General features: G+C 52.2%; 12 protein-coding genes. 6 read left to right on the top strand and 6 right to left on the bottom strand.

Annotated elements, in window-relative coordinates; genetic code table 11:
• Positions 1 to 122 precede the first annotated feature (122 nt).
• From zapG to degS, 3 genes are all read left to right on the top strand, one after another.
• Positions 123 to 521 carry a Z-ring associated protein ZapG gene (gene zapG / locus HV314_RS02500; RefSeq protein ID WP_003025147.1) on the top strand — a complete coding sequence of 133 codons (399 nt, stop codon included), beginning with the start codon at positions 123 to 125 and terminating at the stop codon, positions 519 to 521.
• Positions 522 to 689: 168 nt separating this feature from the next.
• A complete protein-coding gene (gene degQ, locus HV314_RS02495) occupies positions 690 to 2057 on the top strand; it encodes a serine endoprotease DegQ (protein WP_181547255.1) in 1368 nt (455 codons plus the stop codon).
• Between the two features lie 89 nt (positions 2058 to 2146).
• Positions 2147 to 3214, top strand: coding sequence for an outer membrane-stress sensor serine endopeptidase DegS (degS, locus tag HV314_RS02490; RefSeq protein ID WP_003025154.1), 1068 nt, complete (start codon positions 2147 to 2149; stop codon positions 3212 to 3214).
• A gap of 119 nt (positions 3215 to 3333) precedes the next feature.
• Here degS and mdh read toward each other — a convergent pair whose 3' ends face one another.
• The gene (mdh, locus tag HV314_RS02485; RefSeq protein ID WP_008785953.1) at positions 3334 to 4269 is read right to left on the bottom strand and encodes a malate dehydrogenase; all 936 of its coding nucleotides are present in this window, start codon (positions 4267 to 4269) and stop codon (positions 3334 to 3336) included.
• A gap of 436 nt (positions 4270 to 4705) precedes the next feature.
• Between mdh and argR the strand changes: the two genes are divergently transcribed.
• Together argR and yhcN are read left to right on the top strand one after the other, a co-directional pair.
• Positions 4706 to 5176, top strand: coding sequence for a transcriptional regulator ArgR (argR, locus tag HV314_RS02480; protein WP_003025162.1), 471 nt, complete (start codon positions 4706 to 4708; stop codon positions 5174 to 5176).
• 375 nt (positions 5177 to 5551) lie between these two features.
• On the top strand, positions 5552 to 5818 hold the full coding sequence (gene yhcN / locus HV314_RS02475; protein WP_003025165.1) for a peroxide/acid stress response protein YhcN: 267 nt from the start codon (positions 5552 to 5554) through the stop codon (positions 5816 to 5818).
• A gap of 56 nt (positions 5819 to 5874) precedes the next feature.
• Here the strand turns inward: yhcN and HV314_RS02470 are convergent, their stop codons facing one another.
• The 4 genes from HV314_RS02470 to aaeX all read right to left on the bottom strand — a co-directional run bounded on the left by HV314_RS02470 (position 5875) and on the right by aaeX (position 9389).
• The gene (locus tag HV314_RS02470) at positions 5875 to 6153 is read right to left on the bottom strand and encodes a barstar family protein (RefSeq protein ID WP_016154709.1); all 279 of its coding nucleotides are present in this window, start codon (positions 6151 to 6153) and stop codon (positions 5875 to 5877) included.
• A 119-nt stretch (positions 6154 to 6272) separates the two neighbouring features.
• The gene (gene aaeB / locus HV314_RS02465) at positions 6273 to 8240 is read right to left on the bottom strand and encodes a p-hydroxybenzoic acid efflux pump subunit AaeB (RefSeq protein ID WP_047413941.1); all 1968 of its coding nucleotides are present in this window, start codon (positions 8238 to 8240) and stop codon (positions 6273 to 6275) included.
• Between the two features lie 5 nt (positions 8241 to 8245).
• Positions 8246 to 9178 carry a p-hydroxybenzoic acid efflux pump subunit AaeA gene (gene aaeA, locus HV314_RS02460; RefSeq protein ID WP_016154711.1) on the bottom strand — a complete coding sequence of 311 codons (933 nt, stop codon included), beginning with the start codon at positions 9176 to 9178 and terminating at the stop codon, positions 8246 to 8248.
• A gap of 7 nt (positions 9179 to 9185) precedes the next feature.
• Complete coding sequence (gene aaeX / locus HV314_RS02455; RefSeq protein ID WP_003025177.1) at positions 9186 to 9389, bottom strand: p-hydroxybenzoic acid efflux pump operon protein AaeX; 204 nt, start codon at positions 9387 to 9389, stop codon at positions 9186 to 9188.
• 184 nt (positions 9390 to 9573) lie between these two features.
• Between aaeX and aaeR the strand changes: the two genes are divergently transcribed.
• Positions 9574 to 10503, top strand: coding sequence for an HTH-type transcriptional activator AaeR (gene aaeR / locus HV314_RS02450; RefSeq protein ID WP_016157586.1), 930 nt, complete (start codon positions 9574 to 9576; stop codon positions 10501 to 10503).
• Between the two features lie 94 nt (positions 10504 to 10597).
• On the opposite strand, the gene tldD is transcribed toward aaeR, so the two are convergent.
• Positions 10598 to 12043 (bottom strand): metalloprotease TldD, encoded by a 1446-nt coding sequence (gene tldD / locus HV314_RS02445; RefSeq protein ID WP_019077799.1) that lies wholly within the window; start codon positions 12041 to 12043, stop codon positions 10598 to 10600.
• Positions 12044 to 12189: the final 146 nt, after the last annotated feature.

Here is a 12189-nt window from a genome sequence, read left to right as displayed (position 1 = left end):
TTACGTGATATAAACACGGGATTCCACTTCTACGGGATTAGCGGTTATAGTGGCATAATCAGGCGCAGGCATGGAGCCTAAAGCCAACACCCTACGGAAACACAAGACAACGGGAGATGTTCATGACCTGGGAATATGCGCTAATTGGGTTAGTCGTCGGTATCATTATTGGTGCTGTAGCCATGCGTTTTGGTAATCGTAAATTACGCCAACAGCAGGCATTGCAGTACGAACTGGAAAAAAATAAAGCTGAGCTGGAAGAGTACCGCGAAGAGCTGGTGAGCCACTTTGCCCGCAGCGCTGAACTGCTGGATAACATGGCGGACGATTATCGTCAGATCTACCAGCATATGGCGAAAAGCTCCAGCAACCTGCTGCCGGGTATGTCACCGGAAAATAATCCGTTCCGTAATCGTCTGGCAGAGTCCGAAGCGGGTAACGATCAGGCGCCGGTTCAGATGCCGCGTGACTATTCTGAAGGCGCATCTGGCCTGCTGCGTAGTGGCGCAAAGCGCGACTAACTGCACATCGTTAAGAAATTTATTGGGCGCAGCAATTGCGCCCTCCGCTTCTCTTCCTGTCCCAGCTATTATTTAGTCGTTAGCCTCATTGTGACCAAACCGAAAATTCAATAACATCAAACTGTTTTGAATCATCTTCCGTTTACTCAAGGTACGAGAGCAGGATCCATGAAAAAACAAACCCAGCTGTTGAGTGCATTAGCGTTAAGTGTCGGGTTAACTCTCTCGGCGCCATTCCCAGCCGCAGCGTCGATTCCCAGCCAAGTTCCCGGCCAGGCTGCGTTCCCCAGCCTAGCCCCGATGCTGGAGAAAGTGTTACCTGCCGTGGTGAGCGTAAGGGTCGAAGGCACCGCCGCTCAGGGGCAGAAAGTCCCGGAAGAGTTCAAAAAGTTTTTTGGTGATGAACTTCCCGATCAACCTGCACAACCTTTTGAAGGGCTGGGTTCCGGGGTCATCATTGATGCCGCCAAAGGCTACGTCCTGACCAATAATCACGTCATCAATCAGGCGCAAAAAATCAGCGTTCAGCTTAATGATGGCCGTGAGTTCGACGCTAAGCTTATCGGCAGCGACGACCAGAGCGATATCGCTCTGCTGCAAATTCAACACCCCAGCAACCTGACGCAAATTGCCATTGCCGACTCCGACAAACTCCGCGTCGGTGATTTTGCGGTGGCCGTGGGTAACCCGTTTGGTTTGGGGCAAACGGCCACCTCCGGCATCGTTTCAGCTTTGGGTCGCAGCGGGTTGAACCTGGAAGGTCTGGAAAACTTTATTCAGACCGACGCCTCCATCAACCGGGGTAACTCCGGCGGCGCGTTGCTAAACCTCAATGGTGAGCTGATTGGCATTAACACCGCGATTCTCGCGCCCGGCGGCGGTAGCATCGGTATTGGTTTTGCGATCCCGAGCAATATGGCACGCACGCTGGCGCAGCAACTGATGCAGTTTGGTGAAATCAAACGTGGTCTGCTGGGAATTAAAGGCACCGAAATGACCGCCGATATCGCCAAAGCGTTCAAACTGGACGTGCAGCGCGGCGCGTTTGTCAGCGAGGTTCTGCCTAACTCTGGCTCCGCAAAAGCAGGTGTGAAGTCTGGTGACGTCATTACCAGCCTCAACGGCAAACCGCTCAACAGCTTCGCCGAACTGCGTTCACGCATAGCGACAACCGAACCAGGGACCAAAGTCAAACTGGGCCTGCTGCGTAACGGTAAACCGCTGGAGGTTGAAGTAACCCTGGATACCAGTACATCATCTTCCGCCAGCGCGGAGATGATTGCTCCTGCGTTGCAAGGGGCTACGCTCAGTGACGGTCAGCTTAAAGACGGCACCAAAGGCATCAAAATTGATAACGTTGAAAAAAGCAGCCCAGCCGCGCAGGCCGGTCTGCATAAAGATGACGTTATCATTGGCGTTAACCGCGATCGTGTAAACTCGATCGCCGAAATGCGTAAAGTGCTGGAAACGAAACCGTCGATCATTGCTCTGCAGGTAGTGCGCGGTAACGAGAGTATTTACCTGCTCCTGCGTTAACGCATGCAACCGGACATCAGCCCCCCGTGTGATGTCCGGTAAACTCGTGATATGCTGCTGCCGTTCCCTTTATTAATGACGCCGCCATCATGTTTGTGAAGCTTTTACGTTCGGTCGCGATTGGTTTAATCGTCGGCGCTATTCTGCTGGCCGCGATGCCCTCTCTGCGAAAAATAAATACGCTTACCGCGCCACAGTTCGACAGTGCAGATGAAACGCCCGCCAGCTATAACCCGGCGGTTCGCCGTGCAGCGCCTGCCGTCGTTAACGTTTATAACCGTAGTATGAACAGCACAGCACATAACCAGCTTGAGATCCGCACACTCGGCTCAGGCGTTATCATGGATCAGCGCGGCTATATCATTACCAATAAGCACGTCATTAATGATGCCGACCAAATCATCGTCGCGTTGCAGGATGGGCGTGTATTCGAAGCGCTGCTTGTGGGTTCTGATACGTTAACCGATCTTGCGGTGCTGAAAATCAACGCGACTGGCGGACTGCCGACAATTCCAATTAATAACAAACGCGTGCCGCACATCGGCGATGTCGTCCTCGCCATTGGTAACCCGTACAACCTTGGGCAAACCATCACTCAGGGGATCATCAGCGCCACCGGTCGTATTGGCCTGAACCCGACTGGACGGCAAAACTTCCTGCAAACGGATGCCTCCATCAACCACGGCAACTCCGGCGGCGCGTTGGTCAACTCGCTGGGCGAGTTAATGGGTATTAACACGCTGTCATTTGATAAGAGCAACGATGGCGAAACCCCGGAAGGGATCGGCTTTGCTATTCCGTTTCAGTTGGCAACCAAAATCATGGATAAGCTGATTCGTGACGGGCGCGTGATTCGCGGCTACATCGGCATCAGCGGTCGCGAAATTGCGCCACTGCACGCCCAGGGCGGTGGGATGGATCAAATTCAGGGGATTGTGGTTAACGAAGTGGCCCCAGACGGTCCAGCTGCGCAGGCTGGAATTCAGGTTAACGATCTGATTATTTCGGTCAATAACAAACCGGCGGTATCTGCGCTGGAGACCATGGACCAGGTGGCAGAGATTCGCCCTGGTTCGGTTATCTCTGTTGTCGTGATGCGTGATGACAAGCAGTTGACGCTGCAGGTAACGATTCAGGAATACCCGGCTACAAACTAAATCACAAACGAAATGATGTAAAAAAACCGGAGATAGCTCCGGTTTTTTTATGCGTCAAATTCGCGATATTTGTAGGACGGATAAAGCGTAAACACCGCCATCCGGCCTACATAAAGGCGTTATTTAACGAACTCTTCACCCAGGGTGATATCTTTCTTCAGCGTATCCAGCATACCTTCCAGCGAGCTCTGCTCAAATGCGCTCAGCTTGCCGATAGACTGGCGTTCTTCTACGCCGTTTTTACCCAACAGCAGCGGCTGAGAGAAGAAGCGAGCATACTGGCCGTCGCCTTCAACGTAAGCACATTCAACCACGCCTTTTTCGCCGCTCAGCGCGCGAACCAGTGACAGGCCGAAACGTGCTGCAGCCTGACCCATAGACAGGGTTGCAGATCCGCCACCGGCTTTAGCTTCCACAACTTCAGTACCCGCATTCTGGATACGTTTGGTCAGGTCAGCCGCTTCTTGCTCAGTGAAGCTCACGCCAGGGATTTGTGACAGCAGCGGGAGAATGGTCACGCCAGAGTGGCCGCCAATAACCGGGACTTCAACGTCACCAGGCTGCTTGCCTTTCAGTTCCGCAACAAAGGTGTTGGAGCGGATGATGTCCAGCGTGGTCACGCCAAACAGTTTGTTCTTATCGTATACGCCTGCTTTTTTCAGCACTTCTGCAGCGATAGCAACGGTCGTGTTCACTGGGTTGGTGATGATACCGATACATGCTTTCGGGCAGGTTTTAGCAACCTGCTGCACCAGGTTCTTCACGATACCGGCGTTAACGTTGAACAGGTCGGAACGATCCATACCCGGTTTACGTGCGACACCCGCAGAGATCAGTACCACATCAGCACCTTCCAGTGCAGGGGTAGCGTCTTCGCCGCTGAAGCCTTTGATTTTCACAGCAGTAGGGATATGGCTCAAATCAACGGCCACGCCAGGCGTTACTGGAGCGATGTCGTACAGGGAGAGTTCTGAACCTGAAGGCAGTTGGGTTTTTAACAGTAATGCTAGCGCCTGACCGATACCACCAGCAGCGCCGAGGACTGCAACTTTCATCCTAAACTCCTTATTATATTGATAAGCAAAGTGTCTATTGCTCCGCGGCGGCGACCTTAATTCACAAATCCAACGAATACAACAACCACGCGTCAAGAATGCGTAGTCACGCAAATTTGGCTTTTATGCATTTAACTTACGTAAAATAAAACCTAAGTTACGTAATTCAAAACCACCCGCACAGTAGAGCAACTTTCCAACAGGTGCTGACAATATACCCTACCCACCTCTCAAAACAACATCAATTTGATAACATTTAATTTACTTTTAACCTTATTTGCGAGCCGTGACACAGGCATGTTTCTTGATAACGAAATTTGATAAAATTCCGCTCTTTCATAACATTATTTCAGCCTTGAACAAGGCAGACTGTTTGCATAAAAATTCATCTGTATGCACAATAATGTTGTTTCTACCGCCATATTACGGGTGACTTATGCGAAGCTCGGCAAAACAAGAAGAATTAGTAAAGGCGTTTAAAGCGCTGCTTAAAGAAGAAAAGTTCAGCTCTCAGGGCGAAATCGTCCTCGCGTTGCAGGATCAGGGCTTTGATAATATCAATCAGTCCAAGGTTTCTCGCATGCTGACCAAGTTCGGCGCCGTGCGTACCCGCAATGCGAAAATGGAAATGGTGTACTGCCTGCCGGCAGAGTTAGGGGTACCTACAACATCCAGTCCACTGAAAAATCTGGTATTGGATATCGATTACAACGATGCAGTTGTGGTTATTCATACCAGCCCTGGCGCTGCTCAGTTGATTGCACGTCTGCTGGACTCATTAGGTAAAGCGGAAGGTATTCTGGGTACAATTGCCGGTGACGATACCATCTTCACCACCCCAGCTAAGGGTTTTACGGTAAAAGATTTGTACGAAGCCATTCTGGAACTGTTTGAACAAGAGCTGTAATACTTCCTCCCCGTCGCCTCGCGGCGGGGAAAAACCTCTGTATCCACCCTCCTCCCTCTATTATCCACTGTCATTGATTTAACAAATGGTGCGTTTAACCGTCAAAAGTCATTCACATAGCGAATATGAAGAGTTAAAAACGCACATTTTGCAAAAATTCATATCTCAATGATTTAATTGAATTTATTATAAAACCGATGTTTAAAACCCTATTTTTAATTCTGTTTGGTTATAAAAAATATTTTTCTTAACACTTAATCCGCATGGAAACAATTAGCGTGGTATTAATTTATCGAGTGATTAGTGTATACTTGATTTTGTGATGAGGGTCACGAAACGCAGACCCCAATAAAAGAATTCGACGAGGTAAATATCATGAAAATCAAAACAACTATTGCAACCTTAAGCCTTCTTTCTGTTCTCTCTTTCGGTGCAAGCGCCGCAGTGACTCAGGTGAACTCACAAGAAGCACAGAACCTGCAATCCATGGGCAGCATCTCCGTATCTCAGATCGGTAGCTCACCAATGGACATGCGTCAGGCTATCGCCGCTAAAGCTGAAAAAGCGGGTGCCAGCAGCTATCGCGTCACCGAACTCCGTGAAGGCGCTCACTGGCACGCGACTGCAGAACTCTACAAATAAACCCTCGTCGTCTAGTCCGACGACTTGCCCCCGCCTGCCGGGGGCTTTTTTATGCCTTACATTGAGTGACGAACGTTAAAGCGCAGCTGTCCTTCCAGCTCTTCTTCCGCTTCATCGAACAGTAAAATCAGCGCGCCGTATCGCCTGCGTAGCTTGTCCGGCAAATGAACAAATTCAATCTCCAGCGGCAGCGGTAAAACGTCCCCGATAACCACCTCCCACAGAGAATCTAAATCAACCACCTTTTCCCGGGCGAGACCGAACGCGCGCGTAAACTCACGGTAGAAATCCCCCTGGTCTTCTATCTCGTCAAAATCAAATGTATAGATGTTCATCTATAGCCACCATCCAGACGCCAGTCACTCTACAGACCATCAATATGCAGGAACCTCCTGCATTTTCAGGTAAGTATAGCCATAAAAAAACCGACGCTTTTAGCGTCGGTTTCCAACTCTTAATTACTGGTCAGCGCATGCTGGTATTTGTGCAGCATCCCGCTAAGTCGTTTTACCGGCTCGGTCACCTGCGGTGGAGCTTGCCAGATGTTTAATTTCTCCTGATAGATCTCAAGCTCTTCCAGCAGCTGGCTAAAGTAGCGTCGGCGCTTGTCGTCGTTTCCTGCGGAAATCACGTGATCCGCAGTGCGACGAAGCTGGCGATGGAACGCGGATAGATCCTCGTTTACCGGTATCGGCGCATCGCGCAGGCGCTGATGCGCAATGATCATCGTCAGCGCCAGGCGAAACTTCGCCAGGTCGCCGGGAAATTTGTTCATCAGCAAAAACAGCTGCTGATAAAGCGCCGGGAGATGGTTTTCTTTACGACGTACCACGTTGGTGGTCATCGCTGAAACCGCCGCCGAGACAAACTGGTTGAGCAACACGCGACCCGTTCTGTCACGAGAGTTATCGCGCACCAACAGAATGACGATAAATGCCAGCACGCAGCCAACAATTTGCCCCAGCGCACTGTCAAGGAACTGGCTAAAGTGGAAGGTCATCGGGTTATCCAGCACGATGATATTAATAGTGCTGGCCAGAGCCCCCATTGATCCCAGTCGTCGTTTCTGTACCTCTATACCCAGAAAGAACCCCAGCACCGCCAGGCTCAGGCACAGTAACAACATGCTTTGTTGCGTATTGGGGATAATCACCAGGAAATAGAGCGCCCCGAGCGGTAACGCCGCCAACGTACCGTAAATAAAGTCTATCGCCACCATGCGCGGGTTGGGCAAACGCATTGCCAGCGAAGTGACAACCGCAATCATCACCATTGCGCCGCTGCCGGAAGTCCATCCGGTCCACAGCCAGAATAAAGTTCCCAGGACACAAGAAAGCGTGGTGCGCCAGAAGTTGACCATCGCATGATGGCGCTCGGCAGACTCCACCTTCACCACTGGCTCACCTTGCAGGATCTCTTCTTCCGTGGCGCTAATTTTGGTATTACTCAGTACACCGCGTTTGAGCAACAGGTAGCGCGTCGCGGCGCCTGCCCAACTATATATCGTGATCGGCGTTTCGCGTTCGCCGGTCCAGGCAATCACCCGCCGCATCCGCTTCAACTGTTTATGAACATCCTGCACCGTTTCAACCGGCATATTGAACAACTCGCGGAAGGTATCAGTGATCAGTTCGGGTCGAGTGTTCTGAATAAGATAGGTTTCACAGGACTGCGTGATGAGCGTGAGTGACAGCGTGTTCAATGCTTTGAGTCTGCGGTTAGCCCGCCCCCAGCGTGAGGACTCCATATTCAGGTTACTACGCATGCCTTCCAGTGCCGCCGTACGCCGGACTAAATCGCCCCAGGCTTTGTCCACTTCTTCACTGTCACCATGCTTAATGCACAGCTGCATAAGCTGATACTGCGCCACCAGCAGGCTGTCCAGTTCGACATCAATCTCCTGTTTCACCGAACGGGGCGAAAAGAGCAGATCGGCCACAATAGCACAGACAATCCCCATCACTATTTCACTACAACGTTCGAGCGCAAATTGCGGCGTCAGCAGCGGTTCAGCCTGGATGGTAATGACGATGATCAGCGCCGTATAGCCCGAAAGTCCCCAGGCATAGGAGTTTTCGATCTTCACAAGCGACGAGATCCAGGTACAAAAACCGGCCCAGATACAACACACCAGGATCATCAATAACGGGGCGCGGATCATGCTGATGATAATGATCAGTGCAGCAATACAGCCGATAAATGTCCCGACAATACGCAGCATGCCGCGATAGCGTATAGCACCAGAATAGGGCTCTCCGCCAGCGGCAAAGGCCGGGCCAGCCGCCACAATGGCGGCGGTCAGCACTGCCCAGCGCGGGGTCTCAAGTTGGAAGTGAAAGCCAACGAACAGCGCCAGTACAATCGCGCACGCCAGTTTTACCGCAAAGCGGATATGCTGGTTGGCAATAGAGAAAATGCCCATCACGATTAGCCAAACTCGCGCAGGCGGTGCGCCATTTTACGGAAGAAGGATTCCCGGCTTGCATCGCGATCCTGCTTACCGGTAATGACGACGGTAGCCGTAGTCCCCGCAGGCCACAGGGTGCCCTGCTGCTCATCAAGACGAATTCGCACCGGTACACGCTGCGCCAGGCGCACCCATTCAAGATTGGAATCAATGGTCGCCATACCCTTTGCGTCCCGAGTGCTGCTGGCATTCGTTACGCCAGCCGCCACGCTATCAACGGTGCCCTTCAGCACATGATTACTGCCCAGCGGGGTGATCTCTGCGCGATACCCAGGGCGGACGCCTTCCAGCTTGGTTTCTTCCATATAGGCCAGCACATAAAAAGAATGCTGTTTGACCAACGCCACCGCCGTAGAGCCGCGAGTAATAAATTCGCCGCTGTAGACGTTCAGGTTAGTCACCCAGCCATCTGCTGGCGCGCGAATGACGGTACGTTCCAGATCTAATTTCGCCAGGTCGCGGGTCGCCTGCGCCTTCGCAAGCTGGTGTAATACGGTTTGCAGGACATTGTTTGACTGGTCAATCTCTTCACGAGACATAGCCTGCACGCCCAGCCGATTACGACGGCTGGCCTCCTGGCGTTTTTCCTGTGATAACACCTGATAGTAGGCGACGTCTGCTTCCGCTTCTTCGAGTGCTTTTTTATAGCGCGGCTGATCGATGGTAAACAGAACCTGGTCTTTCTTCACCAGTTGATTATCATGAACGTTGACGTTAGTGATAAGCCCAGCGACATCCGGGGCTATTGCCACAACGTCGGCGCTGAAGCGCGCATCACGCGTCCACGGCGACTCGGTGTAGAACACCCATGCGCGGAAAATGGCGATGAAGGCCAGAATGACCAGTACGAGAGTCGTGGCCGTACGGGAGAGTTTTCTTGTTAGTGTTTTCACTTCAACCTCAAACGAACAGGCGCGTTATTAAATAGAACAGGCAGCAATACAGCGCGGTGTTAAACAGAGCCGGGTGCCAGACAAAATCATAGATGCCAGTTGGAACCAGTACCCGGCGCACCAGCCAGAAAATCGCCAGTGACAAAAGTAATTCGAAAAAAATCGGTGGGAAGGACAGACCAAACACCACGATAACGGGAAACAGACTCATGTTGACCTTGGTAGCTTAAGAGAGTGCAGGTGATAGATTTTCTAGCGTATGTCACCGCAGAGAAGGGCAAGGATGAGCCAGGCGAGAGCGACATAGCTGTTATTTGAATAATAATATATTAACGTAACTGTTATGCTGTTATCTATATTATGTGATCTAAATCACTTTTAAGTCAGAGTGAACAATGGAACGATTAAAACGTATGTCGGTGTTTGCCAAAGTTGTCGAACTGGGCTCCTTCACCGCCGCCGCAAGACAGTTACAAATGAGCGTTTCATCGATAAGCCAGACGGTCTCTAAACTGGAAGATGAGCTACAGGTCAAGCTGCTAAACCGCAGCACACGCAGCATTGGGCTAACTGAAGCCGGTAAAATTTATTATCAGGGTTGCCGCCGGATGCTGCACGAAGCACAGGATGTTCACGAACAGCTTTATGCCTTTAACAACACGCCCATCGGCACCTTGCGCATTGGCTGTTCTTCAACCATGGCACAAAATGTCCTCGCTGGGTTGACCGCAACGATGCTGAAAGAGTATCCAGGATTGACGGTAAATCTGGTAACAGGCATCCCGGCACCGGATTTAATCGCCGACGGTCTGGACGTGGTTATTCGCGTCGGCGCGTTGCAGGACTCCAGCCTGTTTTCACGTCGCCTGGGAACCATGCCGATGGTGGTCTGCGCCGCTAAAAGCTATCTCGCTCAGTTTGGCGTGCCGGAAAAACCCGCCGATCTCAGCAACCACTCGTGGCTGGAATACAGCGTGCGCCCGGATAATGAATTCGAACTTATCGCTCCGGAGGGGATCTCTACCCGCCTGATCCCAGAAGGGCGCTTCGTGACTAACGATCCGATGACGCTGGTGCGCTGGCTGGCCGCAGGCGCGGGCATTGCCTATGTGCCGCTGATGTGGGTGATCAATGAGATCAATCGTGGCGAAGTGGAGATCCTGCTGCCCCGCTACCAGTCGGATCCACGTCCGGTCTATGCGCTGTATACCGAAAAAGACAAACTACCGCTCAAGGTCCAGGTGGTGATTAACTATCTGACGGATTATTTTGTCGATGTGGCGCAGCTGTTTCAGGGGATGTACGGCCGGGGCAAAGAGAAATAAAAAAGCCCGGTAGCGCTTTGCTTACCGGGCCTACATTCAGTGCCAGCACACATTCCAGGCCGGATACGCTGAGCGCTATCCGGCGACCGGGTCGTTACGCGGTGCCACCTACGGTCAAGTTATCCACCTTCAGCGTCGGCTGGCCCACGCCCACCGGCAAGCTCTGTCCTTCTTTACCGCAAACGCCAACCCCGTTATCCAGTTTCAGGTCGTTACCCACCATCGAAATCTGCTGCATCGCTTCGATACCGGAGCCAATCAGCGTTGCGCCTTTCACCGGTTTGGTCACTTTACCGTTTTCAATCAGATACGCTTCGGACGTCGAGAATACAAATTTCCCGGAGGTGATATCCACCTGACCGCCGCCAAAGTTAGGCGCATAAATACCGTATTCAACGGATTCGATGATTTCCTGCGGCGTGGATTTCCCCGGCAGCATATAGGTGTTGGTCATACGCGGCATCGGCAAGTGCGCGTAAGATTCACGGCGACCGTTACCCGTTGGCGCTACGCCCATCAGGCGCGCATTCAGTTTGTCCTGCATGTAGCCTTTCAGAATGCCGTTTTCGATCAGCACGTTGTACTGACCCGGTGTCCCTTCGTCATCGATAGCCACGGAACCACGACGGTCCGCCATTGTGCCATCATCCACAACGGTACATAGTTCTGATGCCACCAGCTCACCCATGTGACCGCTGAATACCGAGGTGCCACGGCGGTTAAAATCACCTTCCAGACCATGACCGACCGCTTCATGCAGCAGAACGCCAGGCCAGCCAGCGCCGAGTACCACCGGCAGCGTACCAGCAGGCGCTGCTACCGCGGACAGATTGACTAACGCCATGCGTACGGCCTCTTTCGCCCACGCGTCGGCACGGACTTCACCATCGAGGTCGCCAAGGAAATAGTCATAGCCAAAACGACCGCCGCCACCGCTGGCGCCGCGCTCACGCTTACCATCCTCTTCGACCTGTACGCTTACGGACAAACGTACCAGCGGGCGGACGTCAGCGGCCAGCGTACCATCAGTCGCGGCCACCAGGATCAGTTCATAAACACCGGTCAGGCTGGCGGTCACTTCCTGGACGCGTTTGTCGGTGGCACGGGCCACGTTGTCTACGCGGCGCAGGATATCGAGTTTTTCTTCACGGCTCATGCTCTGCAACGGATCAACCGAGGTGTAAAGCGCCTGATGCTCCACGGCCCCCAGCGTTTTTACTTTGCCGTCACCGTTGTCACGCACGATAGTACGCGCGGCATGAGCGCTTTGTTCCAGCGCCAACAGGCTAATCTGGTCTGCATAGGCAAACCCTGTTTTCTCGCCGCTGATGGCGCGCACGCCAACGCCCTGATCGATATTGTAAGAACCATCTTTAATGATGCGGTCTTCTAAAACCCAGGATTCGTGATAGCTCGACTGAAAATAGAGATCGCCGTAATCAAGACGGCGTTCGGCCAGTTGGCCCAGGATGGCAAACAGATCCTGATGTTTCAGGCCATTTGCCGCTAGCAATTGTTCACTTACCAGGTTCAGACTCATCGTTTTGATTACTCATTTAATTCTGCCGGATAGCGGAAAAAACGCCTTATCCGGCCTACGTTGTTAGGCTGCTGTAGGCCGGATAAGCGCTGCGCCATCCGGCAATACTATGTACTGAGATTGGGGCAATTACTCGCCCCCGTCAA

It is taken from the genome of Citrobacter sp. RHBSTW-00887 (assembly GCF_013728095.1).
GTDB lineage: Bacteria > Pseudomonadota > Gammaproteobacteria > Enterobacterales > Enterobacteriaceae > Citrobacter > Citrobacter braakii.
Note: the sequence above shows the minus strand (reverse complement) of the source record. Positions and strands in the feature narration are given on the sequence as shown.

Bases quoted from the DNA above. Each gene is read 5' to 3' on its own strand.
- zapG (WP_003025147.1), top strand. From the start codon at position 123: ATGACCTGGGAATATGCGCTAATTGGGTTAGTCGTCGGTATCATTATT.
- degQ (WP_181547255.1), top strand. From the start codon at position 690: ATGAAAAAACAAACCCAGCTGTTGAGTGCATTAGCGTTAAGTGTCGGG.
- degS (WP_003025154.1), top strand. From the start codon at position 2,147: ATGTTTGTGAAGCTTTTACGTTCGGTCGCGATTGGTTTAATCGTCGGC.
- mdh (WP_008785953.1), bottom strand. From the start codon at position 4,269: ATGAAAGTTGCAGTCCTCGGCGCTGCTGGTGGTATCGGTCAGGCGCTA.
- argR (WP_003025162.1), top strand. From the start codon at position 4,706: ATGCGAAGCTCGGCAAAACAAGAAGAATTAGTAAAGGCGTTTAAAGCG.
- yhcN (WP_003025165.1), top strand. From the start codon at position 5,552: ATGAAAATCAAAACAACTATTGCAACCTTAAGCCTTCTTTCTGTTCTC.
- HV314_RS02470 (WP_016154709.1), bottom strand. From the start codon at position 6,153: ATGAACATCTATACATTTGATTTTGACGAGATAGAAGACCAGGGGGAT.
- aaeB (WP_047413941.1), bottom strand. From the start codon at position 8,240: ATGGGCATTTTCTCTATTGCCAACCAGCATATCCGCTTTGCGGTAAAA.
- aaeX (WP_003025177.1), bottom strand. From the start codon at position 9,389: ATGAGTCTGTTTCCCGTTATCGTGGTGTTTGGTCTGTCCTTCCCACCG.
- aaeR (WP_016157586.1), top strand. From the start codon at position 9,574: ATGGAACGATTAAAACGTATGTCGGTGTTTGCCAAAGTTGTCGAACTG.
- tldD (WP_019077799.1), bottom strand. From the start codon at position 12,043: ATGAGTCTGAACCTGGTAAGTGAACAATTGCTAGCGGCAAATGGCCTG.